The organism is Silvibacterium dinghuense, from assembly GCF_004123295.1.
Classification (GTDB): Bacteria; Acidobacteriota; Terriglobia; order Terriglobales; family Acidobacteriaceae; genus Silvibacterium; species Silvibacterium dinghuense.
In genome coordinates, this window is record NZ_SDMK01000001.1 from 2,329,625 (window position 1) to 2,354,767 (window position 25,143).

The 25,143-nt window shown below is 63.0% G+C and carries 21 protein-coding genes; 9 read left to right on the top strand and 12 right to left on the bottom strand.

Annotated elements, in window-relative coordinates; translation table 11 throughout:
• Nucleotides 1-119 precede the first annotated feature (119 nt).
• The 3 genes from ESZ00_RS09210 to ESZ00_RS09220 all read right to left on the bottom strand — a co-directional run bounded on the left by ESZ00_RS09210 (nt 120) and on the right by ESZ00_RS09220 (nt 4,540).
• Entirely contained in the window at nt 120-2,243 is a 2,124-nt protein-coding gene (locus ESZ00_RS09210) for a prolyl oligopeptidase family serine peptidase (protein WP_229741069.1), read from the bottom strand.
• A 99-nt stretch (nt 2,244-2,342) separates the two neighbouring features.
• Nucleotides 2,343-3,290 carry a YeiH family protein gene (locus ESZ00_RS09215; RefSeq protein WP_129207783.1) on the bottom strand — a complete coding sequence of 316 codons (948 nt, stop codon included), beginning with the start codon at nt 3,288-3,290 and terminating at the stop codon, nt 2,343-2,345.
• Between the two features lie 341 nt (nt 3,291-3,631).
• Complete coding sequence (locus ESZ00_RS09220; protein ID WP_129207784.1) at nt 3,632-4,540, bottom strand: LysR substrate-binding domain-containing protein; 909 nt, start codon at nt 4,538-4,540, stop codon at nt 3,632-3,634.
• A 101-nt stretch (nt 4,541-4,641) separates the two neighbouring features.
• Between ESZ00_RS09220 and murJ the strand changes: the two genes are divergently transcribed.
• Nucleotides 4,642-6,255, top strand: a complete 1,614-nt coding sequence (murJ, locus tag ESZ00_RS09225; RefSeq protein ID WP_129207785.1) for a murein biosynthesis integral membrane protein MurJ — start codon at nt 4,642-4,644, stop codon at nt 6,253-6,255.
• Between the two features lie 5 nt (nt 6,256-6,260).
• Here murJ and ESZ00_RS09230 read toward each other — a convergent pair whose 3' ends face one another.
• The 3 genes from ESZ00_RS09230 to ESZ00_RS09240 form a co-directional block, all read right to left on the bottom strand.
• Complete coding sequence (locus tag ESZ00_RS09230) at nt 6,261-6,710, bottom strand: hypothetical protein (RefSeq protein ID WP_129207786.1); 450 nt, start codon at nt 6,708-6,710, stop codon at nt 6,261-6,263.
• A 63-nt stretch (nt 6,711-6,773) separates the two neighbouring features.
• On the bottom strand, nt 6,774-8,351 hold the full coding sequence (locus ESZ00_RS09235; RefSeq protein WP_129207787.1) for a sialate O-acetylesterase: 1,578 nt from the start codon (nt 8,349-8,351) through the stop codon (nt 6,774-6,776).
• A 174-nt stretch (nt 8,352-8,525) separates the two neighbouring features.
• Complete coding sequence (locus ESZ00_RS09240) at nt 8,526-9,050, bottom strand: bactofilin family protein (RefSeq protein ID WP_129207788.1); 525 nt, start codon at nt 9,048-9,050, stop codon at nt 8,526-8,528.
• A 478-nt stretch (nt 9,051-9,528) separates the two neighbouring features.
• On the opposite strand from ESZ00_RS09240, the gene ESZ00_RS09245 reads away from it, so the two are divergent.
• A complete protein-coding gene (locus ESZ00_RS09245) occupies nt 9,529-12,294 on the top strand; it encodes a ribonuclease R family protein (protein WP_129207789.1) in 2,766 nt (921 codons plus the stop codon).
• Nucleotides 12,295-12,625: 331 nt separating this feature from the next.
• Here the strand turns inward: ESZ00_RS09245 and ESZ00_RS09250 are convergent, their stop codons facing one another.
• The 3 genes from ESZ00_RS09250 to ESZ00_RS09260 form a co-directional block, all read right to left on the bottom strand.
• Nucleotides 12,626-13,510, bottom strand: coding sequence for a response regulator (locus tag ESZ00_RS09250; protein WP_129207790.1), 885 nt, complete (start codon nt 13,508-13,510; stop codon nt 12,626-12,628).
• Nucleotides 13,511-14,085: 575 nt separating this feature from the next.
• The gene (locus ESZ00_RS09255) at nt 14,086-14,961 is read right to left on the bottom strand and encodes a DNA-formamidopyrimidine glycosylase (RefSeq protein WP_129207791.1); all 876 of its coding nucleotides are present in this window, start codon (nt 14,959-14,961) and stop codon (nt 14,086-14,088) included.
• Nucleotides 14,962-15,217: 256 nt separating this feature from the next.
• On the bottom strand, nt 15,218-15,736 hold the full coding sequence (locus tag ESZ00_RS09260; protein WP_164981415.1) for an META domain-containing protein: 519 nt from the start codon (nt 15,734-15,736) through the stop codon (nt 15,218-15,220).
• A 417-nt stretch (nt 15,737-16,153) separates the two neighbouring features.
• Here ESZ00_RS09260 and ESZ00_RS09265 point away from each other — a divergent pair, with 417 nt between their 5' ends.
• The 5 genes from ESZ00_RS09265 to ESZ00_RS09285 all read left to right on the top strand — a co-directional run bounded on the left by ESZ00_RS09265 (nt 16,154) and on the right by ESZ00_RS09285 (nt 19,486).
• Complete coding sequence (locus tag ESZ00_RS09265) at nt 16,154-17,470, top strand: adenylosuccinate synthase (protein ID WP_129207793.1); 1,317 nt, start codon at nt 16,154-16,156, stop codon at nt 17,468-17,470.
• 48 nt (nt 17,471-17,518) lie between these two features.
• Nucleotides 17,519-17,881, top strand: coding sequence for a putative quinol monooxygenase (locus ESZ00_RS09270; protein ID WP_338055721.1), 363 nt, complete (start codon nt 17,519-17,521; stop codon nt 17,879-17,881).
• A gap of 414 nt (nt 17,882-18,295) precedes the next feature.
• The gene (locus ESZ00_RS09275; RefSeq protein WP_164981416.1) at nt 18,296-18,736 is read left to right on the top strand and encodes a nuclear transport factor 2 family protein; all 441 of its coding nucleotides are present in this window, start codon (nt 18,296-18,298) and stop codon (nt 18,734-18,736) included.
• Nucleotides 18,737-18,822: 86 nt separating this feature from the next.
• A complete protein-coding gene (locus ESZ00_RS20470) occupies nt 18,823-19,071 on the top strand; it encodes a DUF4160 domain-containing protein (RefSeq protein ID WP_129207795.1) in 249 nt (82 codons plus the stop codon).
• Nucleotides 19,058-19,486 (top strand): DUF2442 domain-containing protein, encoded by a 429-nt coding sequence (locus ESZ00_RS09285; RefSeq protein ID WP_129207796.1) that lies wholly within the window; start codon nt 19,058-19,060, stop codon nt 19,484-19,486. Before ESZ00_RS20470 ends, ESZ00_RS09285 begins: the two co-directional genes overlap by 14 nt.
• A gap of 182 nt (nt 19,487-19,668) precedes the next feature.
• On the opposite strand, the gene ESZ00_RS20395 is transcribed toward ESZ00_RS09285, so the two are convergent.
• Both ESZ00_RS20395 and ESZ00_RS09290 read right to left on the bottom strand, forming a co-directional pair.
• Nucleotides 19,669-19,800: a hypothetical protein gene (locus ESZ00_RS20395; RefSeq protein WP_268235267.1), complete on the bottom strand. Its 132-nt coding sequence runs from the start codon at nt 19,798-19,800 to the stop codon at nt 19,669-19,671.
• Between the two features lie 4 nt (nt 19,801-19,804).
• Complete coding sequence (locus ESZ00_RS09290; RefSeq protein ID WP_229741070.1) at nt 19,805-20,911, bottom strand: M20 family metallopeptidase; 1,107 nt, start codon at nt 20,909-20,911, stop codon at nt 19,805-19,807.
• 262 nt (nt 20,912-21,173) lie between these two features.
• Between ESZ00_RS09290 and lpxC the strand changes: the two genes are divergently transcribed.
• Nucleotides 21,174-22,103 (top strand): UDP-3-O-acyl-N-acetylglucosamine deacetylase, encoded by a 930-nt coding sequence (gene lpxC / locus ESZ00_RS09295; protein WP_129207798.1) that lies wholly within the window; start codon nt 21,174-21,176, stop codon nt 22,101-22,103.
• Nucleotides 22,104-22,245: 142 nt separating this feature from the next.
• Here the strand turns inward: lpxC and ESZ00_RS09300 are convergent, their stop codons facing one another.
• Nucleotides 22,246-23,424: a lactonase family protein gene (locus tag ESZ00_RS09300; RefSeq protein WP_229741071.1), complete on the bottom strand. Its 1,179-nt coding sequence runs from the start codon at nt 23,422-23,424 to the stop codon at nt 22,246-22,248.
• 69 nt (nt 23,425-23,493) lie between these two features.
• Here ESZ00_RS09300 and ESZ00_RS09305 point away from each other — a divergent pair, with 69 nt between their 5' ends.
• Entirely contained in the window at nt 23,494-25,122 is a 1,629-nt protein-coding gene (locus tag ESZ00_RS09305; RefSeq protein WP_129207799.1) for a phytoene desaturase family protein, read from the top strand.
• Nucleotides 25,123-25,143 lie beyond the last annotated feature (21 nt).

The following is a 25,143-nucleotide window of genomic DNA, read 5'->3' on the forward strand; positions in this document are numbered from 1 at the left end:
TGTATGGGCCACCGTCGGTCTATGTTTCTACTTGAGTCCCGTGTCCCCGGCTCGCGACCATCGGGAGCGGAGGCCGAAGGCGGAAAACCTGGCCGGTCAGTTCCCGAAAACCTGGCCGGTCAGTTCGTTTCGTTCCAGAGAAACGCCAGCTCATCGGCCTCATCGTCCACCAGTTGGGTGACTGAGACTCCTGCGCTGTGTCCGCCCTTGAGTGAGTAGTGCAGCAGGATCGGCCGGTCGCTCCCGCTCGAGGCCTGCATCAGCGCGGCCATCTTGCGCGCATGCAGCGGGTCGACGCGCGTGTCGCTATCGCCGGTGAAGAACATGATGGCCGGATACTTCGTGCCCGGCTTCACGTTCTGGTAGGGAGAATACTTCACGAGATAAGGAAAGTCTTTCTCGTTTTCCGCGCTGCCATACTCGGTTGTCCACAGGCGTCCGAACTCAAACTTCTGGTAGCGCAGCATGTCGAGCAGCGGATAGCCGCACCAGATCGCGCCGTAGAGGTCGGGCCGCTGTGTCATGGCCGCACCCATCAGCAGACCGCCGTTCGAACGTCCGCGCAGGGCAAAGTGCTTGGGCGATGTGTAACCGTTCTTGATCAGATATTCGCCGGCTGCGAAGAGGTCGTCGAAGACATTCTGTTTATTCCCGAACATCGCGGCCTTGTGCCATGGCTCGCCGTATTCATTGCCGCCGCGCAGGTTGGGCAGTGCGAAGTAGCCCCCCTGCTCCATCCAGTACGCATATTCGGCGTTCCAGCCCGGCGTCATCGGCAGGTCGAATCCGCCGTAGCCGGTCATCAGCAGCCGCGTCTTGCCATCGCGCGGCAATCCCTTCTTGCCGGCGATGAACATCGGCACCCGTGTGCCATCCTTCGAGGTGTAGAAGACCTGTTGCACTTCATATTTGTCCGAGTCGAAGGGGATGTTGGGTCTGGCAAAGATCTCCGTCTTGCCCGTCCGCGTGTTGTAGCGATAAATCGTCGGCGGCGTGATGAAGGACTGGAAGGTATAGAAGCCCTCTTCCTGCTTCGGCCGGCCGTAGACCACGGAGCCCGAGCCGATGCCGGGATAGGGAAGCGTGCCGGTCTGCTTGCCATCGAGCGAGTAGATCGTTGTCTCGCTCTTCACATCATGCAGCTGTGAGACAAACAGCTTGCCCCCTGCAATGCTGAAGCTGTCGATCACGTCCTTGCCTGCGGGAATCAGCGTCTTCCACTGTGCAGCGGTCTCGCCCGGCTTGACCTCGGCGATGCGTCCGTTGGCCGCCTCGTAATCCGTCATCAGAAAGAAGCGGTCGTTCGCCTCGGCCATGCTGGTGTGGGCTTCTACTCCGTAGACCAGCGGCACCAGCTCGCTGCCCGGCTTGCGTAGGTCGCGCACCAGGATGTCATCGCGTGTCGCCGGCACTCCATGGGAGATCGAGATCACCAGGTAGTGGTTGTCGTCGGTGACGTATACGCCGATCAGTGCGAGTTCACCCAGCTTCTCGCCGCGGTATTCGCCGCCAAAGATCTTCTCGTCGTGCGCCGCGTCGCCGCCCAGCTTGTGGAACCACACGGTCGTGCCGCTGTGCTCGAAGCGCGAATAATAGAGACCCTTGTGATCCGGGCTCAGGCTCACGCCCATGTAGCGCGCCGAGGGCAGGGAATCGGGCAGATCCTTTTTCGCGTCAACATCGAGGATGTGAACGGATTCCTCATCCGCGCCGCCCTGCCGCACGCCGTAGACCAGCAGCTTGCCATCGTCGGAGATATCGTTGATGCCGACTGAGGTGTTCTGGTCCGCGCTCAGCCTGGTTGCATCCACCAGCCGCTCATCGCTGCCTGTCCAGCCATTGCGCACGTAGATCGAGGCCTGATTCTCATCCGCCAGCCGCTTCTCGAAGAAGTACTTTCCGCCTTCGAGCGAGGGCATGGAGTACACATCGATACGCTGCAGCGCGGTCAGCCCCTGCACGATCTCCGGACGATTCTTCACCTGTGAAAGATATTTCTGGGTGTACGCATTCTCTTCGGTGATCCACGCCCGCGTCTCAGGAGCCATCTGCTCTTCGAGCCAGCGGTAGTTGTCGGTGATCTTCGTACCGAAATAGTTGTCGGTGACGGGCTTGACGGCGGCCACTGGCGGAGGCGGCAGGGTGATGCCGTTGTCGCCATGAATCTCACCCGTTTGCTGGGCGAAGAGCATAGGGCTGGCGGCCGCGAGTGCAAGCGCAAGGCTGGCACTCCGGCGACGCACACGGAGAGGATGAGCGGGGTGGCGGAATAGGTTGCGGAGCATGGCAGCAGTGTAATTGCGGTCCACGCCGCTGTCCCGAAAAACCGCAGGCCATACACCCTACAGGTGGATGATCCCCCGCAGAATGGCCCACAGCGAGATTCCAGCCGCCGCTACCCACAGCAGCACGCCCTGAAGCATCGGCCGTGCGCCGACCTCGCGGATTGTCTGCCGTGTGATGCCGGTGCCGACCAGGAACAGCGTTACCGCGAGCCCCAGCCGCCCGAGCCGTGCCAGAGAAGGGTACAGCCCGGCAGCCCACGGTACGTGCTGCAGCGGGAGATAGCTATTTGCTACTGCCGCTGCGACAAAATACAGGATGAACCATGGCAGGTGAATTTTGCCGCGCTGCTGCCCGGCTCGTTTGCCCGCAAAAGCGATGCCCACCGTCAGCGGTACGATCCAGAGCGCCCGCGCCAGCTTGACCGTTGTGCCGACTTCGAGCGCGGTTGCACCATATTTTGCCGCTGCGCCCACCACCGAGCTGGTGTCGTGGATCGCCAGCGCAGACCAGAGCCCAAACTGTGTCTGCGAGAGATGCAGCGCGGAACCGATTGCCGGGAAGAGGAACAGCGCGGCAGAGTTGAGGATGTAGACCGTTCCCATCGAAACAGCCATCTGCCCGTCAGTCGCGGCCGTCACCGGTCCCAGCGCTGCGATCGCGCTCCCGCCGCAGACCGCGGTTCCGGCCGAGATGAGGAAAGACTGTGTCTTCTCCACATGCAGCAGCCGGCCGAGCAGCCAGCCCAGTGCCAGCGCCAGGGAAATACCGGCCGCCGTATACACGAATCCCGAGCGGCCCACGCGGATCACCGTGCCGAGATTCATGCCAAAGCCCAGCAGCACCACCGATGCCTGCAGCAGAAATTTCGAGAGCCGCCGCGCGTCCAGATGATAGGCATGCGGGATCAGCAGTCCGTATGCCAGTCCCGCGCCCAGCGCCAGCGGGGGCGAGAGAAAACCCGCCGCCGCGAGGATGATGCCGAGAAAGAAGAAGTTCTTTGCCATGGCTCCATCTCACCCCCATGGCGATTCGAAATACAGCGAGAAATTGGAATGCCCGATTCGATTTTCTTATCGCTATTGCACGCGGGGCGAGCCACCTTCGCGCCCCGCTCCCACTTTCTCTGCATCAGCAATGAAACGGGGTGCCCTGTCCAGGCTCGGCCTGAGCAGGAGACTCAAACTCCGGGTGCCCCACGTCTCGCAATTGAGACGTGGGATTTTTTATTTGAGCCCTGAGCCGCTGGATCGCGACCAGAGGGAGCGGGAGCCGAAGGCGCAAGGCCGGGACGGCTAGTCCCCGCAGGCGGATCGCCCTGCGCGCAGCAGCCCTGAGCCCACGTTCGCTATCGCAGCCCCGCCTGCGCTATGGCAAAACGCTCGAACGCGCCCGCTGCGCCCTCCGGAGCTGGCCCGGCCCGGCGGATCAGCGACAGGTCGCGCACCATCTCCAGTCCGCGCACCTGCACCACTTTGAGGGTGCCCAGCCGCACCTCCTTGCGAATCGCCCACTCGGAGACAAAGCCGATGCCGAGTCCCGCTTCGACGCCGGAAAGAATGGCTTCGGTCGAGTCCAGATTCATCGCGCGCCTCAGCCTGCGGAGCGGCAGGCCGGCTCGTCGCAGGGCCAGCTCGACGACGCGCCGCGATCCGGACCCGGGCTCGCGCATGAGCAGCGGCTCCTCGAGCAGCGCCTCCGGCTCGATCTCCGGCAGCGATACCCAGCGATGTCCGCGAGGCACAATCAGCACCATGCGGTCTTTGAGAAATCGCTCCTTGTGCACCTCGCGGCTCGATGCCGGCCCTTCGATGATGGCCAGCGCGGTTTCTCCCTTCAGCAGGCCGGCTACGATCTGCTCGGTGTTGCCGCTCGTCAGGGACAGCGTGACGCCCGGATGCAGCCTCCGGAACTCGCCCAGCAGCCGCGGCAGAATATACTGCGCCACTGTCGTCGAGGCTCCCAGCCGCAGCTCGCCTGAGGGCTCACCCTGAACCTGCGCCAGCGCCTCTCGCGCTTCGGTGCAGAGCCGAGCCATGCGCACCGCATACCGCCGCAGAATGTCTCCCTCCCGCGTCAGCCCGATGCGGTTATTGCTGCGGTCGAAAAGCAGGATGCCCAGCTCTTCTTCGAGCGCGTGGATCTGCTGGCTTACGGCCGGCTGGCTCATATGCAGCTGTTCCGCCGCCTTGCGGAAGTTCAGGCAGTCGGCTACCGTGCGAAACACCTTCAGCCGGAAGTTTTCCATGCGTTGCATTTTCTCATCGCATCGTGCCGGAGTTGGTCCTCCATCGTGACCGCACCGGCACGGCAATGAAAGAATCAGAAGAGCACCGCCGAGGAGACCGCAGGATCTCAATGTCCACCACACCCACCACCCCGCGCTGGCAGCGCGCCTTCGCCATGCTGCGTCCCTCGCACAGCCATACGGCCTTTACGGCCACGCTGCTGCTCATGGCCTCGGCCATGGCCTCGCGTGTCATCGGCCTGGTCAGGACGAAGTACATCGCTTACCTGCTCGGCCGTACTTCGGCAGCAGATGCTTTCAACGCTGCCTTCCAGCTGCCAGACCAGATCTCTTATTTCCTCGTCGGAGGCGCGGCGTCGATCACCTTTGTGACCATGCTCACCCGCTATCGCGAGGCCGGTCGCGAGGCCGAGGGCGAGCGCTCAATGTCGATCATCCTTACCACCATGGCTATGGTGCTGAGCGTGGCGATTCTCGCCGCCGAGTTCCTCGCGCCACTCTATGTGCACACGGTGCTCAGCTTCACGCCCGGCTCGGAGACGGCGGTGCTCTGCGCGCGTCTCACGCGCATCCTGTTGCCGGCGCAGCTCTTCTTTCTCGCCGGAGGCATCTTTGCCTCGGTCCTGCTGGTGCGCAAGCAGTTTGCCGTGCAGGCAGTCACGCCGCTGGTCTACAACTGCGGCATCATCCTCGGCGGCGTGCTTCTCTATCGCACCCTCGACTCGGCAGGGCTTGCCGTGGGCGCGGTGGCTGGAGCTTTTCTCGGGCCGTTCCTGTTGAATGCCATCTGGGCTCACCGCGTCGGCATACGCTACCGGCCCATTCTCGACTGGAAGGACAAGGGCCTTCACGAGTGGGTGCGCATGTCGATCCCGCTGATGCTCGGCGTCTCGCTGGTCAGCGCCGACAACTGGATCATCAACAAATTCGCTTCGTACGTCAGCGGCGATCTCTCGCTGCTGACCTATGCCAAGCAGCTCTTCACTGCGCCGGTTGCGCTCGGGCAGGCCGCGGGCGCGGCTTCGTTGCCCTTTCTCGCCTCGCTCTATGGCAAGCGCGATGAGGCAGGCCGTCCCGATCGCGCCGGATTTGCGCAGGCGGTGAATACTTCGGTTTCGCAGATTCTCGCTTTCTCGATTCTGCTCAGCGCCTTCATGATTGCCATGGCCCTGCCGCTGGTCGATGTGCTGTTGCGCGGCGGCGCCTTCCATCGGGCCGACTCGGCCACCATGGCGTCGTACTTTGCGGTCTTCTCGGTATCGCTCTGTCTCTGGTCGGCGCAGGCTATTTACGCGCGCGCCTTCTATGCGGCGGCGAATACGCTTACGCCGATGATCGCGGGCACCATCGTCACCGCTGTCTCGATCCCGGTGTATGCCCTGCTCTTTCACTCCGTCGGCGCTATCGGTCTTGCCGTCGCATCCGATATCGGCATTCTCATCCAGACGTTGACGCTCGCGGTTCTGCTGCATCGCCGCGGCATGGTGCCCGCAGGCGGCCTCAACTATGCCGAACTGCTGCGTTCGCTGGTCGCCGCCGCTGCCGGCTACGCTGCGCTTGTCGCCCTGCGCCATTATGTCTACAGCAACAGCCGGCTCATCGAGCTTGGAGTGCTCGCGCTGGCGACGGTGCTGTGGGTGCTGGTTTCCGGCGCCGTGCTCAAGCTCATCGGCTCAAAGCTGCCCGACCAGCTCATCGCGCGCTTTCTGAAGCGAGGAAAGTAAAAGAGCTACTGTAGATCGCGGGCTTCCAGCCGCGCCAGCCGCTTGTCGACGCCCATGTCGTGCAGGATCTGGTCCATGCGTGCCACCAGCTTTTGTTCGAGGGCATCTGTTTTGGTGATGGACTCTCTGTGCAGCGTGTCCATCCTGTGCTCGAGCGAGTCCACGCGGTTAGCCATTTCCCTGTGCAGCGATTCCATCTTCAGTTCGAGTGCGTCCAGCCGGGTAGTCGTTTCCCGGCTCTGGGAATCCATCTTCTGTTCCAGCGCACTCACCCGCGTCACCGTCTCGTGATTCAGGGACTCCATCTTCTGTTCTAGGGCGGTGATCTGCGTTTGCACCATCCGGTGCTGGGCTTCGGCAATATCGCCGGACGCTTTGACCTGTGCCGAAATCGCCCGCAGCTCCGGTGCCAGAAAATCCTGGAAGATCTGGCGGACGTCCTCGACCATGCTCATGGTGCCAGCTTCCGCCAGTTCTTCCGCTCTGTCAATTGACTTCCGTAACGCGAACTGTGCTCTCTAGTTCGTCGGATGAGCCGGGTCCGGCGCCGGAATGTCCTTCTCCGAGGTGAACGGGGAGGCCGGCAGGCCGGCTGCGTTGTAGAGATTCAGCGTTGGCGCCGGAGCATTCTGCCAGCCGTAGCGCACGTAAAGAGGCTGGGAAACCGAGGGGCTCGAAACAGAAATGTACTCGCCCGCCTCATGGTGCTCGATCTTCGCCTCGGCCCTGGTAAAGTTCCGGTCCGCGCCTGCGACTTCGAATCCGGTCAGCTCGCCATGCTTTGCCGTCAGTCCGTCGCCGTGGTCGAACCAGACCTGTATCGCATCCCCTGCCGGCGTTGCCTGCCGGAAGAGCGGTCCTGAATCTTCGACCTGCTCTCCATAGGCAACTGCGCGAGCCGCCAGTGCAAGCCGATGCCCGACATCCTGCTTGTCGGCCGGATGCACGTTCTCCGGGTTCCCGATATCGATGGTGACTGCCATGGCCGTATTCACCAGCTTGAGCGTGCGCCGCTGCGCCTCGCGGATGACCGGCCAGTCCTCGCCCGCGTTCGAGCGGAAGCTCGAAATCTGTACGTAGAGGAAGGGGAAGTCTCCCTGGCCCCACTGCTTGCGCCAGTCCTCGATCAGCGCCGGGAAGATGCGTTCATAGCTCAGCGCCCGCCTTACATCGCTGTTTGTTTCGCCCTGGTACCAGATGACGCCTTGGATCGGAAGCGGCGTCAGCGGCGCAATCATGCCGTTGAAGAGCCATGACGGATTCCACGAGCGCAGGTCAGGATGCCAGGGATGCTGCGGCTTGGGCTTGCCTGCCGCGGTTGCAGCCTCGTCCGCGCGCTTCTCGGCGGCCTGCAGCCGGGGCACATCGCCGGCATCGCGCGACTTGTCCGCCCAGAATGCAAAGACCGGCATCAGTCCCGGGTCCGCAGCCAGCCCGTCCATGCTCACCCAGCTCTCGCCCGGCGTGCCACCCCAGGTTGAATCGATAACGCCCACCGGGACATGCTCTTTCGCCGCGATTTCGCGGGCAAAGAAGTAAGCCGCCGCCGAGAAGTGCGCCGCCGTATCCGGCGTGCACAAGGTCCAGCCCTCCGGCGAGCCTGCCTGAGGATCGGTGTTCACATCCTGCAGCGGATATGGGGAAGTGGCTTTCTGCACCAGCATCAGCCGCAGCTGCGGTTGGTTCGCGTTGCGGATTTCCTCCGCGCCGTTCTGCATCGGAGTGGTCGGGCCGAAGCCCAGCAGCGGAAACTCCATGTTCGACTGCCCCGAGGCCACCCACACATCGCCGACCAGCACATCGTCCAGCACGATGCGGTTGGTCCCGGCAATGGTTACCTGGTACGGGCCGCCGGCCTTTTCAGCCGGCAGATACAGGCTCCAGTGTCCCAGATCGTCGGCCTTCGCGGCTGCAGAGCTGCCATGCAGCGTGGCTGTCACCTGCTCGCCCGGATCGGCCCATCCCCAGAGATGAATCGGCCGGTTGCGCTGCAGCACCATGTGGCTGCTCAGCAGATGAGGCAGGGTGACTTCGGCGCGGCTGAACGCAGCAGGGCACAGCGCGAGGAGGGGGAGCAGCAGGCGAAGGGATTTCATGATGGCAATGAGTGGTCCGGAAAGGACGCCCCATTTTAAACGCGATCCAGGCTTCGTATAAGGGCACGGCTTGAGCTGTACCGAAAGGGTGTCAAGCAAGACGGAGCGCTTTCAGGAGAAAACAAAAAGGCCCCGGATTGTCTCCGGGGCCTTTTGTTGAGCGGTATGGCTGGTTTACGCCTGCACGGTGGCCGGAGTCTTGGCCGGTTCAGCGGCCGCCGCGGGTGCCGTCTTGGCTTCGTTACCTGGCTTGCGGATGTCGATGCCGCCCTTGAAGAAGGCGCCGTCTTCGATCGAGATGCGCTGCGCGGCCACGTCGCCGGTCAGCGAGCCTTCGCTGCGGATATCCACGCGGTCGCTGGCCGTCATGTTGCCGCGGACCTTGCCGAGCACCACGATTTCGCGCGCGGTGATGTTGGCCGAAACCTGGCCGTTGCGGCCCACGGTGACGCGGTTGCCGGGCAGGTTGATCGCGCCTTCGACCTTGCCGTCGATGTAGAGCGACTCCGAACCCGTGACCTCGCCCTTGACTACCAGGCTCTTGCCGATAGTGGCCTGGTCACCCGAGGTGGCCGTCGAGGCACTGGGCGCCGGCGTGCGCGTCGGCGGCTCATAGGGCGCCGCGGGCGTCGCGGCCGGACGTACCGGCTCATTCGAAGGCGTCTGGGGGGTGTTGCTGGACTGGTTGGGTTTCCACATATCGTTCGTCTGTTCCTCTCTGGTTAGCTGCCCCTTCCGGACCCGGTGGACTGCGGGAAGCTTTCGCCCGACGTGACACGTACAGCCCTGGAGCGTGATCGAGCCTGTGCTTGCGTCGCAATGCCACGCAGCATATCTGCGCTCGTGCGCCGTGCTTCGATCTTACCCACTCATAGCAGAAAAATGCACGCCCGGTGCGTCTCTTTTCCTGGCGCGAGCCCCTATCCCGTAACCTTCATGGGACATTGTTTCCTTTCTGCATACCCAGCAGGGAAAAGACTTCCACCGCGAGGCAGTTTTTACCTTGATCGCCTTCTCCGCGAAGCAACCGTATGGAGGTTCTTTCCTCCCGCCCAAGCGGAGCTTGGACGGGGCATCCTCTTTGTTCTCGTGCTCGAGGAGAAAATCTTCCTCGCGACCATCGGGAGCGGAGGCCGAAGGCGAGTCGCCCTGCGCGCAGCAGCTGTACCATCGAGATATGACCGACCGCGAACTCCTGCGCCACATCGAACGCTCTCCCGGCCAGAAGGCCGGCTACAAGCAGCTGGTGCGCGAGTTCTCGCTCGGCGGCGGCCGCGAACGCCGCCTGCTGCTCGAGCACCTCGCCCGCCTCACCGCCGCCGGCCACCTGACCAAGGTCGATAAAGAACAGTGGGCCATCGCAAAGGCCGCCGCAGCCCGCGACAACCTCATCGCCGGCCGCCTTGATCTGCACCGTGACGGCTTCGGCTTCGTCCGCCCCAACGAAGGACAGAAAGTGAGCGGGGAAGACATCTTCATCCCGCCGCCGGAAATTCACGGTGCCATGCAGGGCGACCAGGTCCTGGTCGAGCTCGCCCCTGCCCGCAATGACGGCCGCGGCGACAATCGTAAACTGGGCCGTGTCGTGCGCGTACTCACCCGTCGCAATGCCACTGTCGTCGGTGTTTTTCACTATGCGACCAGCGAACGCGCCCCCGGCAACTACATTCGTCCATTTGACGACCGCATGGGCCATCCGGTCTTTATCCCGTTCGATGCCGAGCTGCCTGAAGCCGCTGCCACGCCGCACCGCGTGCTGGGCAAAGAGGCTGTAGCTGCCCGCGCCTACGATCCCGACAACCTCGAAGGCCTGGTGATGGATGTCGAGATTACGCACTGGCCTACGCCGCACACTCCGGCACGCGGTGTCATCCGCGAGATCCTCGGCTATGAGGACGACTTCGGCGTCGATGTCGAGATGGTCATCCGCAAGCACCATCTGCCGCATGCTTTTCCGGACAATGTCCTCGAAGAAGCTCGTGCCGTAGCCCATCTCGACGCGGAGACCGTTGCTGCGCGCCGCGACTTCCGTGCTCTGCCCATCGTCACCATCGACGGCGAGACCGCGCGCGACTTCGACGATGCCGTGCTGGTCGAGCTCGACGAAGAAACAGGCCACTGGCGCCTGCAGGTACACATCGCCGACGTGGCCGAGTACGTGCGGCCCGACACCGCGCTCGATCTCGAGGCGCGCCTGCGCGGCAACTCCGTCTATTTTCCTGATCGCGCCATCCCCATGCTCCCGCAGGAGCTCTCGACCGACATCTGCAGCCTGCGCCCCGACGAAGACCGCCTCGTGCTCTCCTGCCTGATGAACATCGATCCCAGCGGCAACGTGGTCGATTACGAGGTCACTGAGGGCGTCATCCGCTCCGCGCGCCGCATGACCTACACGCAGGTGCACAAGATCCTCGATGGCGATGAGGCCGTCCGCGCCGAGTTCGCGCCGCTCGTGCCTGCTTTTGAGCGCATGAAGCAGCTCGCCGAGATCCTGCACCACAAGCGCGACCGCCGCGGCTCCATCGACTTCGACCTGCCCGAGCCCATCATCGAATTCGACGAGTTCGGCGCGATGAAGTCGGTCACCCGCTCCGAGCGCAACTGGGCGCATCGCCTCATCGAAGAGTTCATGCTCTCGGCCAACGAGTCGGTCGCCTCGTGGATCGAGAACCTCTCCGTGCCCTCGCTCTATCGCATCCATGAGAAGCCCGAGGCGAAGCGCGTCGTCGAGTTTGAAGAGGTCGCTGCCTCATTTGGATATTCGCTCGGCGTTGGCAACCTGCCGGTGAAGACCTTCCACACGCGCGGCGAACGCCGCGATCGACATAGGAATGGGCGCAGCGACGGCCGCAGTTCCGATCGCAATGCGCGCGGGCATGAAGTCGCAGGCGACATCGCGATCACGCCGAAGATGTACCAGAAGCTGACCGCGAAGATTTCAGGCAAGCCGGAGGAGCGCATTGTTGCCTATCTCATGCTGCGCTCGCTCAAGCAGGCCAAGTACAGCGAGCGCAACGAAGGCCACTTCGCCCTCGCCGCGCCCTGCTACACGCACTTCACCTCGCCCATCCGCCGCTATCCCGATCTCATCATCCATCGCATCGTCAAGGCTCTGCTCGGTGCCGGCGTCGAAGGCCACGGCGTGCTCTCGCCCGGTGAGCCGCATGCAAAGCAGGCGAAGCCGCACAAAGAGCCTGCGCTGCGCATCAGTGCCGTGCCCAAGGCTCCTGCGTATGAAGTGATTTCAGAGACCGATCTGCAGCTCATCGCCGGCGAATCGAGCGCCAATGAGCGCCGCGCTGCCGATGCCGAGCGCGAGCTGGTCGAGTGGAAGAAGCTCAAGTTCATGCGCGACCGCGTGGGCGAAGACTTCCACGCGATGATCCTCTCGGCGACGAAGTACGGCTTGTTTGTCGAATTGGACGATCTCTTCGTCGAAGGCCTGGTGCCCATCCAGAGTCTCGGCGCGCTCGACAACGACTACTACACCTGGCGCGAGAATACGCGCGAGATCATCGGCGAGCGCTGGGGCCGCAAATTCCGCATCGGCCAGCGCGTGCGCGTCATTCTCGAGCGCATCGACGCCCAGCAGAAGCGCCTGCAGTTCGGCATCCTGCTCGAAGAAGAGGAGCAGGCCCAGCAGTCTGCAAAGGGCCGCAAGGGCAAGGCGAAAAAATCCGCCACCGCTGAAGCCGAGCCTTCAGCCAAGAAGGCAGCGCGCAAGGGTCTGGGCAAGGCCACGAATAGAAATCCCAAGAAGGGCAGAAGAAAAGGCCCGGTCCCGGACTTCGCCATCAACGTAGCCGGTCCGAATGCGAAGAAGAAATCGCCGGGCACAAAGCGTACCAGCAAGCCCAGCCGAGCCTCCCGCCGCAGCATGCAGCAGGAGGCGGCGCAGTCCATTCCCTATCCCAGGAAGAAAAAGTCGAAAAAGAAGAAGTAGGGCTCAGGGTACAGAGCTCAGAGCACAGGAACAACGGGTGCCCCACCCATATCCAAGCAAGAAAAGCCTCGCATTCCGAAGAGTGCGAGGCTTTGGATTATCTAAGCTCTTCCTGAGCCCTGAGCCCTGAGCCGTATCCCCATAGAGCGATAGTAAAAGGCTGTCATTTCGACCGGAGCGGGACAGTTTCATCGTCCTGCGGAGTGGAGAAACCTGCGGTTCTCCCTGTACCGGCAAAACCGCAGGTCCTTCCACTGCGCTGCGCCCCGGTCGGGATGACAGCGATAAGGGTACGTTCTTTCTTTTCAGACCATCTCTATGGAGATACAGCCTAGTTCACGTGGGCCATGCCGTATTCTTCTTCCTCTTCCTCCGCGCCATGACGGCGCAGCAGGTTCGGCAGGTTCTGGCTGAAGGCGGAACGCGGCATCACTGTGTCGCAGCCTGCTTCGACGGCCTTTACCTTGAGGTCGCCCTGCACGTGCGAGAGGAAGCCGACGATCGAGGTCTTGCCCTTCTTGAGCTTCGCGCGCAGCTTCGGAATCGTCGTCAGCGGCTTGGCGTTGGCGTTGTTCAGATCGAAGAGGATCAGCGCCGGCCGCTCTTCTTCGCTTCCCTCGGTCAGCTTCGAGAGCACGTCTTTCTCGGCCTTCACGAAGGCTACCTTCACGCCGGTCTTCTTCGAGACCTCCTGGATCTTCGCCAGGAAGAAGAGATCTTCGATGAAGCAATAGATGCGGATAGGAGCGTCCTCGCGGATCGGCGGCGGTGGCGGCTCGTAGTAGCCGTAGTCGTTCCCGTAGGAACCCACGTTGCCGTTTACCATGCGCAGGTCGATGGTCGAAGGCGGCGCATCCGCCACGTTACCGTTCGCTCCGCGATAGCTGTGATCCATCGGGCCAACGAAGACCTGCTGCTTCTTCGGCTTGTTCTTCCGGCCGCGGTTGCCGTTCCCGTTCCCATTGCCGTTTCCATTTCCGTTGCCGTTCTTCTGGAAATAGCGGTTCTGGCTGGATTTGGCCTTCTGCGGCGGCTGGGGCTGGCGGGGCTGATTCTGCTGCGCCTGCTGCGGAGCGCCTTGACCCTCGGCTGGTGCGCCGCCCTTATTCTTCCGTCTCCGACGGCGTCTGCGATGCCCCTGGCCTTGACCCTGACCCTGTTGGGGCAGCTGGGCCTCCCCGTGGGATGCCTCTGGCTGGTTCTGCTCTGTGCTCATGCCTGCACTTCCTGGTGCGTATTGACTGCTCTATCGGTGCTTTCGCACCGTTCTCAAGGCAGCGGACTCCGGTGTGCGCTGCCGCTTTGTCTTTAGAGGTACCGGAAAGATGGAACTCCCATCGCTACGTGATGGATCCGTAGGGGACGATGACGCCGCTGGCAGGAGGCAGAGGGCGAATCGGACGGATTGACAGATCGCAATGGAGACAAATGCTTCGAAACCCGGACAACGAGTGTGTTGTTGACCCACTTCGATTCCATCCGCTGCATTCCTTCAACCCGCATGGGTACAAGTGGGGAGCTGCAGTTGGAACCGGCTTGACTCTCGAGAATTGCGGCGAGCCCCTCTTCCAAACAGAGGCAGGCGTCAGCCGCTCGATAGGCAAAGACGATACTACGCTGAAACAACCTGACTGGCAAGTGTCCTATTTTCGGACAGTTTCTTCCGAGGAATCACTCTCGCCCGGCGAAGCCGATCTTGAATCCTCAAACCGGAGTTATCGGGATATTACTCATCGATGCGAACCCGCGCCAAACGATGCAGGTCTGTGTCCGCATCTTCTCCCGGGAGCATCACTTCTGGCAATGGGGGCAGTAATGTGTTCCCCGTCCGGCCTCGATCGTTCGCTTAATCGCCGTCTTGCACACCCGGCATGGTTCGCCGGTCCGCATGTAGACCCGGTGCTCGAGCTGGAAGAAGCCCGCGACCCCGTCCGCGTCCACATAATCGGAGACCGAAGAGCCGCCCAGCGAAATCGCATGCCGCAGTACCTCCTGCAGCGCCATCCGCAGCGCCTCCAGTTGTGCCCGTGTCAGCCGCCCCGCCATCCGCGTCGGCCGGATGCCGGCATGGAACAGGCTCTCGTCCGCATAGATGTTGCCCACCCCGTGCAGCAGCTTCTGGTTCAGCAGTGCTGCCTTGATGGAAAGACGCCGTCCGTGGAAGAGCCGCGCAAAATCTTCCGCGCCGATGGTCAGGGGCTCATGGCCTGGTCCCGCAAAGCCCTGGCCTCCCGGGCCCTGGTTCTCATCGAGCTGCCGAAGGTCCAGCCGCCCGAAGCGCCGCGCATCCACAAAGCGCAGCTCCCGCCCCGAGCTCAATTGCAGCACGGCATGCGTATGCGCCGGTACGGGCACGCTCGCGGCCGATACCAGCAGCCGTCCGGTCATGCCCAGGTGCACGATCCACTGGACGTCGATTCGAGCAGGAGAAGGTGTGCCGTCCCCGGTGTGCCTCGCTGCACCATCGACCGCAAGGTCCATCACGATGTGCTTGCCCACCCGGTACACGCGCGCAACGCGCCGGCCGGCGAGCGCCTCGGCCATGGCCTGCGGGCTGGCCTTGAAGGGCTCGCGATGCCCGCTGAACCATGTTCCTTCGATGCGCTCGCCGCGAATCCTCTCGTGCACTCCGTTGGCGACGGTTTCAACTTCAGGTAATTCCGGCATGCTGATTGGATTCTCGCAGAGGAACCAGGTTTCAGGGCTGCTGCGCGCAGGGCGACCCGCCTTCGGCCTCCGCTCCCTCTGGTCGCGATCCAGGGCTCAGGGCTCAGGAAAAACCTTGGATTCTTTGCCGTGGAGGCAGAAATGGGTGGGTAGGCACGGACTTGTGCATCATTCCTCCCGCAGTCTCAATCGCAACCAGCGGGAGCGAAGCAGCCGAAGGCGCACGGCCTGGACGGCCAGTCCCTGCGCGAGGCAGTTATTGAGGCTGGGCGGTTGTTTCCTTGGCCTGGATCGCGTCCGCGGCCTCAAATCGTGCCAGCACGCTTCGTCCTTTGCCGGTCTTGTCTTTGGAGGCGTCGCCGAGCAGCGTCAGCGTTGTTCCGCGGATGCGATAGGCCATGGTTGCGTTCAAGGCATCCAGCAGGCTCTTTTCCTGCTGCATCGCCTCGGCGCCGCAGGCCATCATCGTCGAGCCCACGCCTTTGAAGTGCAGCGGCTGGGCCTCCGTGGCGGGCAGCTTCGTCTCATAGCTGCCCAGCAGCCGGTTGCACCCGCCGGTTCCCGAGAGGCGCTCCGTCTTCGCGTCGAGCTGGATCGAGGCCTGCGGGGTGTCATTCTCCGGCGACTCGCCATGGACCTCGGCCAGCACCCAGTTTGTGCCCGTCAGCGTATGTCCCACGTGGGAGGTGGTCTTGCTCTGCGCCCAGGCTCCCGGCAGAAGAGTGGCTCCCGCCAGTACCACCGCCGTCACCAGGAATCCCATCCGTATCCGCATGCATCCTCCATCCCCGTGCGAGGCCACTCTAGCAAAAACTCCACCACCCCGGCTCGTTCTGTTCCAACAGAAGAACCCGGGTGGCCCAGACTGCGCCGGAGTTCCTTGCCTCCCACCCAAGCAAAGCTTGGATGGGGCACCCGATTCTGTCTCCACCCCGCAGAATGCTGGCTCGCGACCAAAGGGAGCGGAGGCCGCAGGCGATCCGCCCTGCGCGAAGCAGAGCCCTGCGCGGAGCAGCAGAATTTCGTTCCCGGAGGGGTGCCGATATATCATGAGATACCGGGTGGTTACGCACCACGCGGTTCCATCCTTACGGCCTCGATCATCCTCTCCTGAAATTCCGGCTCCAGCGCAAGCGCGGCCGTGGTGTGTGAGGGTGCGGCCAAATTTCCGGATTGAGCAGGCAAGCAAAACATGCGCGCAAAGACAGCGGTAGTCGTGGGTGCCCAGTGGGGCGATGAGGGCAAGGGCAAGATCGTCGACGTACTTTCTGACCGGTTTGCGGTCGTAGCCCGTTACGCTGGCGGACACAATGCCGGCCACACCGTCATCATCCGTGGGCAGAAGTTCGTCCTCCAGCTCGTTCCCTGCGGCGTGCTCCGCCCCGACTGCCAGGCGGTCATCGGCAACGGCGTGGTGCTCGATCCCATGGCCTTCCTCAAGGAAGTCGGCAAGCTGCGTGACCTCGGCGTCAACGTCGACGGCCAGCTCCGCATCTCGAACCGCGCGCAGGTCATCCTGCCCTATCACCGCATGATCGAACTGGCCGCCGAGAGCGCTCCGGGCCGCCAGAAGATCGGCACCACCAGCCGTGGCATCGGCCCTGCGTATGAAGACAAGATGGCCCGCAACGGCCTGCGCGTCGTCGACATGATGAACCGCAACCTCCTCAAGACGCACATCGAGAACGCCTGCCACGAGAAGAACGCCATCGCGCACGCTCTCTTCGGCACCGAGCCTCTCAACCCGGTGCAGATCTACGAGGACTACGCCCGCGTCGCCGAGCAGATTGCGCCCTTCGTCGCCGACACCTCGGACCTGATCAATACGGCCATCCGCGAGGGCAAGAGCGTCATGTTCGAAGGTGCCCAGGGCACCATGCTCGACATCGACCACGGCACCTATCCGTTCGTGACTTCGTCCTCGGCGACCGCCGGCGGCGCGTGCACGGGCACCGGCGTCGGTCCCACGGCCATCGGCACGGTCATCGGCGTCACCAAGGCTTACGTCACCCGTGTGGGCGAAGGTCCGTTCCCGACCGAATCGCACGACGAGGCCGGCGAGAAGATCCGCGCCCGCGGCAACGAGTTCGGCGCCGTCACCGGCCGTCCGCGCCGCTGCGGCTGGCTCGACCTGCCGCTGCTGCGCTACTCCAACCAGGTCAACGGCACCGAGTGGCTGGTCATCACCAAGATGGACGTGCTCGACGGCCTCGAGGAGATCCCGGTCTGCGTCGGGTACGAGATCGACGGCAAGAAGGTCGACTCCATGCCTGCCGATGTCCGCGGCCTCGAATCGATCAAGCCCATCTACACCAAGCTCAAGGGCTGGTCCGGTTCGACGGAAGGCATCACCGAGTTCGACCGTCTGCCGAAGGAAGCCCAGGAGTACCTGCGCTTCCAGGAGCGTGAGTCCGGCGCCAAGATCGGCATGGTTTCCACCGGTCCGGACCGCGAGCAGACCATGCTTCTGCCCGAGTTCGCCGCCGCCCTCAACGCGCTTCAGGCATAAACTGCACTCATTGACTTCGGGTCTCGCACTGCGAGACCCGGGTTAGACTTGATCCACCGTTCCGAACCGCCCATCCCCGGGGCCATTCTCGAGGAATCCGTGAGCCAGGCTGACAAGCATTCCATCATCAGTTTCACCGTCCGCATGAAATTCAAACCCGAAGACCGCGCCAGTATCCATGAGGCGCTGCGCGCGCTTACCGAGGCCTCGCGTCAGGAGCCCGGTTGCGCGAGCTACATCCCGCATTTGGTCGAAGGAGAGCCTGACACGGTGGTTATTTACGAGCAGTACCGCGGTGGGGAGGCTCTCGAAGCCCATCGCGCCTCCCCGCACTTCCAGAAATATGCGGTCGGCGTGCTCTATCAGCGCATGCTCGAGCGCGAAGTCGAGAACCTCGACGCCCTGGCATAGCTGCTTCGCGCAGGGCGATTCGCCTTCGGCTGCTGCGCGCAGGGCGGATCGCCTTCGGCTGCTGCGCGCAGGGCGGATCGCCTTCGGCCCTCGCTCCCGCTGGTCGCGATCCGGCTCCTGTTTTCTTTTCAGCTAGGTGGGTCTCACGCGAATCTCCATCGCGACCAAAGGGAGCGGGTGCCGAAGGCGGTCGCCTGGACGGCCAGTCCCGGCCAGTCCGGCCTGCGTGCAGCGTTGCGCCGCCGGACCGCGAATTTCCACCCTTCGGCGCATAACTGTGCCTCTTGCGTACCTTTCTTTGACTCGCCGCGGGGATGCGATCTACCATCCGATACGCACATGCGCCCTCTCAGGCATTTTCCGGCGTCCTCCCGCAGGATTGCGGTGGCTCTTTTGCTCCTCGGGGCGCTTACGATGGCTCTCCCCCGCGAGGGACGAGCGCTTCCGCATCACGAAGGCCATGCGATCCACAAAGAGATCGAGGCGCTCGAAGAGCAGTGGCGGCAGGCCCTCATCTCGAATAACGTCGGCCAGATGGATCATCTCCTCGCTGACGACTACATCGGTATCAGCGCCAATGGAACCGTCGAGACCAAGGCAGAGTCGCTGGCGCAGCGCCGCGCAGGAACCATGCGCATCACCGCGCTCGATATCACGGACATGAAGGTGCGGGTGTACGGCGATACCGCGGTCGTCACCTCGCAGGCGCACATCGAAGGCACAAACGGCCAGAGCAGCATCGGCGGCAACTACCGCTATACCCGCGTCTACAACCGCCGCCTCGGCCAGTGGAAGATCGTCAGCTTCGAGGCGAGCCGCATGCATGATGCCGACGCCCGCCAGCATCATGATTAGGTGAGGCAGAGCGGTTCCGGCCAAAGTCGGATCTCCGGCTCTTCCCGAGAAAACCCAGGCGATTCGGTTAGGCGTATACTTGCCAGGTGCCGACCGTTCTCCGGATCGCTGGTCTTCGCGTCACGATCTATTCGAATGACCATCGGCCTGCGCACGTACACGTCATCGGCAAGGGGCATGAAGCGGTCTTTCATCTGAATTGCCCTCAGGGACCGGCAAGTCTTCGAGAGAACTTCGGTTTTGCTCAGCACGAACTGAGTGCGATACAGAAGGCCCTGGGTGAGCATATTCCACAGCTTTGTCTAGCCTGGGAGGAGATGCATGGTTACGCATGAAGAGTACGTAAAGGCCAACGAAAGGGCAAAGGCGCTCGAGGTGCGAGTGCCTAAGGCTGTCTCGGCCAGCTATGACCGCCGGCTTCGCCGCGTGATCGTGCAGCTCAATTCGAACCTGGGTATCTTCTTTTCTCCCAGAGATGCAGAGGGTCTGGAGTACGCCACCCCCGAGCAATTGCATGAAATCGAGATATCGCCCTCGGGGTACGGGTTGCACTTTCCCAGAATCGATGCAGATCTCTATCTGCCTTCTCTGCTTGAAGGCATCTTTGGTTCCGAGAGATGGGTGGCAGGCAGTATGGGGAAACGTGGAGGCAGATCGAGAAGCGCGGCTAAGGTCCGTGCCGCGCGGGAGAACGGTAAGAAAGGCGGCCGTCCAAAGCAAAAAGAAGCAGCCCAGGCCGAACTGGTCTGAGCGGGGTGTGGAAGACGTAACCGTGTTGCGGTAGGTCCAGGAGCCGCTTTAGGTCGTATCCCCCTATAGGGGCATAGGAAATAAAAACTTACCACTGCCTTGTCATCCCAACCGCAGCGAGCCAAAGACGTCCTGCTCTGGTCGAAATGACAATTTGCGTAATGGCGATAAGGGAATCCGCTTCAGGAGTGCAGCTCTGGCTGGGCTTCGCCCTCGGATGCATCGGCCGGCGGTTGTGCCGGAGCTGCCAGGATAAGCGCTGCTACGATCAACAGCGAAACGGCCAGCAATCCGAATTCGACCAGCTTCAGCATCGCTTCATCCTTCCGGTTCTAACAGCATCGCGGTGAGCAGCGCCGTCCGTGGCGCCAGTTCTTTTACCAGCAGGGATTCATGCGCTGCGTGCGCGCCTTCTCCCACGGCACCCATTCCATCCAGCGTTGGAATACCGAGCGCGGAGGTAAAGTTGCCATCCGATCCGCCGCCCGTGGCCGCCTCTTGAAGGCTGAAACCCAGGTTCTGCGCGAGAGTTTTGGCCCGCCGGTAAAGTGCCACCGTTCCCCGCGTCCGTTCCATCGGAGGCCGGTTCAATCCACCCTCTACCGTCAGGACGCAACCGCGATCGTTTGCGCGCAACTGCCGGAACTTCCGCTCCACCCGCGCTACGTCCGATCGCTTCGCAATCCGCACGTCCACCTCGGCCGATGCCTCAGCTGCTACCACGTTAGACCGGCTTCCCCCCTGAATAGTTCCAATATTTACCGTGATGCCCCGTTGTAATTCGGTGAACCCGGCAATGATGCCAACCTGGTGCGCCAGCTCGTGGATGGCCGAATGCCCCTTGCCGAAGTCCACGCCGCTGTGTGCCGCCACGCCCCGCACATGGATGCGGTAGTGTCCGATCCCCTTGCGCGCAGTCTTGTATGCGCCCGGTTCGAGGCCCTGCGCTGGCTCCAGCACGTAGACCGCCTCGCACTCCTGCGCGATCTTCTCCGTGATCGTCCGCGAGGCCGTGCTGCCGACCTCCTCGTCGCTCACCAGCAACAGCGTGATGGGCCGCCGCTGCTTCGCCGGAAGCTGGTTCAGGATGCCGATCGCCGTGAAGGCCATCGCCACGCCGGCCTTCATGTCCAGCGTTCCCGGTCCCCACACGCGGCCCTCCGCTACACGGAAGGGCATCTTCGCCAGGGTTCCCATCGGCCACACCGTGTCCAGGTGGCCCAGCAGCAGGATCGGCTTGCGTCCCCGCGCTCCGGAGGTAAAGAAGCGCGCTTCGAGGATGTCGCCAAAAACCTTCTGCCGGTGCCGGTGGATTTTGCCGCCGAGTTTCTGCGCCATCGTTGCCGCCAGATCCATGCAGCGGTCCACTGCGGCTTTCTCGTCACTGGGAGATTCGACCTCGACCAGGGCGCGAAGCGTTTCCATGAGCGCCGGTTCACCTTGAGCGGCCGCGGAAGCGATCTCCGAAAGGTGGGAAAAGTGTTGCGAAGTGCTTTTATCTGAGCGCATGAAGAGGTCCATCCGTCTGGTTTACCACTGCCCGGGAGGGGGTGTTTTACCGCATAACTGTGTCAAATCCGCAACAATGAAACTTCTCCCACCGAAGTTAGTCTATGCCTTCGTGCCCGGTTTTCGTACCCGGTCTCGTACCCCGGTTCTGAACGCGTTGCATGTGAGGATTTAAGGATTGAACCCGACAGCGCATTACGAGCAGACGCTGCAACAGGCAGTTAGCTTCTCCGGCATTGGACTTCATAGCGGAGCTCCCGTCCAGATGAGGATGCTGCCCGCTCCTGCCGGCACCGGTATTCTCTTCCGGCGTACCGACCTCGACAACTTTGAAATTGCCGCCAGCGGCCGCAACGTGGCCAAGGTCAGCTACGCCACCAGCCTCATGCGCAAGGGTGTGCTCATCTCCACCACCGAGCATCTGCTCTCCGCGCTCATCGGCCTTGGCGTCGATAACGTCATCGTCGAGCTCGACAACCTCGAGCTGCCCATCCTCGACGGCAGCGCCCAGCCCTACGTCGAAGCCTTCCGCGCTGCCGGCCTCAAGCTCCAGCGCCGCCGCCGCGAGTACATCCGCATTCTCAAGACCGTCGAAGTGCGCGAAGGCGACAAGTTCATCGGTGTCTATCCCGGGGACGGCTATCGTGTCTCCTACAAGATCGACTTCCCCTCGCCCATTGGCGCGCAGGGCTTCGATATCGATCTCGCCGCCCGCAGCTACGACACGCAGATTGCCCCGGCACGCACCTTCGGCTTCAAGGAAGATGAGCAGAAGCTGCGCGATATGGGCCTGATCCGCGGTGTTTCCGATACCAGCGCCATCATTCTCGATCGCAAAGGCGTGCTCAACGGTCCGCTGCGCTTCAACGACGAGTTCGTGCGCCACAAGGTGCTCGACCTCATCGGCGACCTGGCGCTCGCGGGCCATCAGATTCTCGGCCACGTCGTTGCCGAGCGCGCCGGCCACGCCATGCATACCGCGCTGGTTTCGCGCCTGCTCAAGGACAGATCGGCATGGGAGCTGGCGACTCTCCAGCCCGCCGCCGCAAGGGCTCCGATGCAGCCTCATACCCGCGTTGCCGCGCGCACCGCACTGGCTGCGGTCTAAAGACAGGGTGTAGGGGATAGGGTTTAGGGTGTAGAAAAGCCTCGCATGCCATGCATGCGAGGCTTTTTCTCATCCGGGCCTGAGCCCTGAAGCGCGACCAAAAGGAGCGGAGGCCGAAGGCGATCCGCTCTGCGCGAAGCAGTCAGTAAAACAACAGGCACTGCGGCCGCGAGAGCGCGAAGGTCTTCGATGTGGACGCCAGCGTACCCGCCACGCTGTCGCGCGCGATGACCGAGATCGTATCCGACACCTGGTTGGCGACCAGCAGCCATTTCTCGCTCTTATCCAGCGCAATATGGCGCGGAATGTCGCCGCCGCAGGAGACGCGTCCCAGCTGCGTCAATTTGCCCGTCTCGGGATCGACCTTGAAGCTGGTGATCGTGTTGTCGCCGCGGTCGCAGGCGTAGGCGAAAAGGCCATCGCCGGTCAGCACCATTTTGCAGCCGGTAGCCGTCGGCCCCGTCCAGTTTTCGGTGCGGGTGCTCACCTTCTGCACGCTGGTCAATGTGCCTTTGGCCGCATTCCAATCCAGCACCACGATCATGGAGGACATCTCTTCCACGCAGTAGGCGATCTTGCCGTTCGGATGGAAGAGCAGCGAGCGCGGGCCGGCGCCCGGATCCGAGTGCCATGCCTCCGGCGTGCCCGGCGTCAGCTTCGCTGTCGCCGCGTCCAGCTTGTAGATGTGAATGCAGTCCAGGCCGAGATCGTTCACAAACAGGGAGCGGTTATCCGGAGAAACCGTCACCCAGTGCGCATGCGGGCTGGTCTGCCGTTCCTTGTCCGGACCATGGCCGGTGTACTGGAAGTGCGAGACCGGCATGCTCAGGCGGCCGTCGTTCTCCACGTGGAATGAGACGGCGCTGCCGCTGTCATAGCTGGCCGCGAAGACGGCCTTGCCGGTGTGATCGACAGTGACGTGCGTGGTGCCATAGCCGTCCGCAGGGACGGCGTTCAGGAAGTTCAGCTTCGCCGCTGCCGCATCGACCGCGAACGCGCTCACGCCGCCCGACTTCGCTCCGCCGAAATGGTCGATCTCGTTCGCCGCATAGAGATACTTCTTGTCTGGCGAGAATACGAGGTAGGTTGGGTTATCGGCCCAGGCCGCGAGGCCCTTTTGCGTCAGCGTGCCGGTCGAGGCATCGAAGCTGTACGCATAGATACCCTTGCTGGTCTTCAGTGTCTGCGTGCCGACATAGAGCAGCTGCTGGCCTGTATCGGCAGAGCCGGCGTCTGCGGCAAAAGCGCGCCATCCACGCGCTGCGAGCGGGGCGATAGCCGCTCCCTGGAGTGCGGTGCGAAGAAACCTGCGGCGATTCATGCCCTCCATAATCTCACGTGGCACAAACGCGCATCGAGTGCCCCGCAGCCAGCGGTACACTGCTCGCGCATGTCTCTTTCGCCCACAGCCCGCGTCCTCGGCCGCATTGGCCTGCCCGCTCCTGTCCATGAGCTTGCCGCGCAGCGGTGGGATGCGATCATCGTCGGCGCCGGCCACAACGGCCTCGCCTGCGCAGCCTATCTCGCCCGCGCAGGCAAGCGCGTGCTGGTGCTCGAGAGCCGCGAGCGCGTTGGCGGAGCCTGCACCATCGAGGAAACCTTCCCCGGTGTGCGCATGTCTCCCTGCGCCTATCTCGCCGGGCTGCTCCACCCGCTCATCGTCGAAGAACTGAATCTCGCCGCCCGCGGTTTTCGCTGGTTTCCAGCCGTCAACGGCCTCTTCGTGCCGTTTCTCGACGGTTCCAGCATTCAGCTATGGGATGACGACCAGCTCTGCGAGGAAGAAATTCGCGCCTTCGCTCCGCACGATCTCGAAGGCTTCCGCGCCATGAGCGATGTCATCCGCCGCCTGCGCGACGCGCTGCGTCCGGCAGTGTACGAAGGCAGCTCGAAGCATGGCTTTGGCAACCATCCCGGGCGCGATTTCTGGCAGGGCTCCGCACCCACGCCCGAAGAGATCGACCATCGTCTCGGCAACGACCTCGAAGCCCGCAAAGTGCTCTACGAGTGGTCCATGGCCGAGTTCGTCGGCGCCTATCTCGACGACGAGCGCCTGCAGTCGGCCTATCTCGGCCAGGGCGTCATCGGCACCAACGCCAGTCCCTTCGATCCCGGCACCGCGTCCATCCGCTTTCACCATGCATCCGGCCGTCTCGGCGGCATGCCCGGCATGTGGGGATACGTCCAGGGCGGCATGGGCATGGTCTCGTTCTATCTCTGCGACGCCGCGCGCGAGGCTGGTGCCGTGGTCGCTGCGGGTGTGCCCGTCGCGCAGATTCATCCCGGTGCCGGCGTCGAGCTCGAAGGCGGCGACCGGCTCCTCGCGCCTGTGGTCATCTCCAACGCCGATCCCGTCCGCACCCTGCGCATGCTCGGTTCCGCTGCCGATCCTGCATGGCGAGCGCAGGTCGAGCGCGTTCCCATCGAAGGCTGCACCGTGAAGCTCAACGTGCTGCTGCGCGAGCTGCCTGACTTCACCGCGCGCCCCGGCCAGCTTCGGCCGCACCACTATGGCCAGATCAACGCCCCGCTCACCCACGAGGAGTGGAAGGCCGCCTTCGCCGCCTCGCGCCGCGGCGAGCTGCCCGAACACCTCTGGTGCGAGATCTACTTCCAGAGCGTGCACGACCCTGCCGTTGTGCCCGCTGGCCGGCACACCATGAGCATCTTCGCGCAGTATGTCCCCTATCGCTTCGCGCAGGGATCATGGGATACGCGCCGTGACGAGGTCCGCAGGCTCGCGCTCAAGTCGCTGGGCCGCTTCTGCTCGAATCTCGACGCTGCTGTGATCGACGCGCAGGTGCTCGGGCCGCCCGATATCGAAGAAAAGGTCGGCCTCACCGGCGGTCACATCTTCCAGGGCGAATGTCTCCCGCCTTACATGTGGTCAAAGCGCCTCGCCGCGCGGACGCCCATGCTCGGGATGTATCTCTGCGGTGCCGCAACGCACCCGGGAGGCTCGGTCATCGGCATCAACGGCCGCAACGCCGCGATGGCTGTGCTGGCGGATATGGAGTAACGGCTTTGCCCGGTCCGCTCA

Coding starts and splice junctions, on each gene's coding strand:
- ESZ00_RS09235 (WP_129207787.1), bottom strand. CDS start 8,351: ATGAAATCCCTTCGCCTGCTGCTCCCCCTCCTCGCGCTGTGCCCTGCT.
- ESZ00_RS09305 (WP_129207799.1), top strand. CDS start 23,494: ATGTCTCTTTCGCCCACAGCCCGCGTCCTCGGCCGCATTGGCCTGCCC.
- ESZ00_RS09290 (WP_229741070.1), bottom strand. CDS start 20,911: ATGGAAACGCTTCGCGCCCTGGTCGAGGTCGAATCTCCCAGTGACGAG.
- ESZ00_RS09240 (WP_129207788.1), bottom strand. CDS start 9,050: ATGTGGAAACCCAACCAGTCCAGCAACACCCCCCAGACGCCTTCGAAT.
- ESZ00_RS09275 (WP_164981416.1), top strand. CDS start 18,296: ATGGCTCTCCCCCGCGAGGGACGAGCGCTTCCGCATCACGAAGGCCAT.
- ESZ00_RS20395 (WP_268235267.1), bottom strand. CDS start 19,800: ATGCTGAAGCTGGTCGAATTCGGATTGCTGGCCGTTTCGCTGTTGATC.
- ESZ00_RS09285 (WP_129207796.1), top strand. CDS start 19,058: ATGGTTACGCATGAAGAGTACGTAAAGGCCAACGAAAGGGCAAAGGCG.
- ESZ00_RS09300 (WP_229741071.1), bottom strand. CDS start 23,424: ATGAATCGCCGCAGGTTTCTTCGCACCGCACTCCAGGGAGCGGCTATC.
- ESZ00_RS09215 (WP_129207783.1), bottom strand. CDS start 3,290: ATGGCAAAGAACTTCTTCTTTCTCGGCATCATCCTCGCGGCGGCGGGT.
- ESZ00_RS09255 (WP_129207791.1), bottom strand. CDS start 14,961: ATGCCGGAATTACCTGAAGTTGAAACCGTCGCCAACGGAGTGCACGAG.
- ESZ00_RS09245 (WP_129207789.1), top strand. CDS start 9,529: ATGACCGACCGCGAACTCCTGCGCCACATCGAACGCTCTCCCGGCCAG.
- ESZ00_RS09220 (WP_129207784.1), bottom strand. CDS start 4,540: ATGCAACGCATGGAAAACTTCCGGCTGAAGGTGTTTCGCACGGTAGCC.
- ESZ00_RS09250 (WP_129207790.1), bottom strand. CDS start 13,510: ATGAGCACAGAGCAGAACCAGCCAGAGGCATCCCACGGGGAGGCCCAG.
- ESZ00_RS09265 (WP_129207793.1), top strand. CDS start 16,154: ATGCGCGCAAAGACAGCGGTAGTCGTGGGTGCCCAGTGGGGCGATGAG.
- murJ (WP_129207785.1), top strand. CDS start 4,642: ATGTCCACCACACCCACCACCCCGCGCTGGCAGCGCGCCTTCGCCATG.
- ESZ00_RS09230 (WP_129207786.1), bottom strand. CDS start 6,710: ATGAGCATGGTCGAGGACGTCCGCCAGATCTTCCAGGATTTTCTGGCA.
- ESZ00_RS09260 (WP_164981415.1), bottom strand. CDS start 15,736: ATGCGGATACGGATGGGATTCCTGGTGACGGCGGTGGTACTGGCGGGA.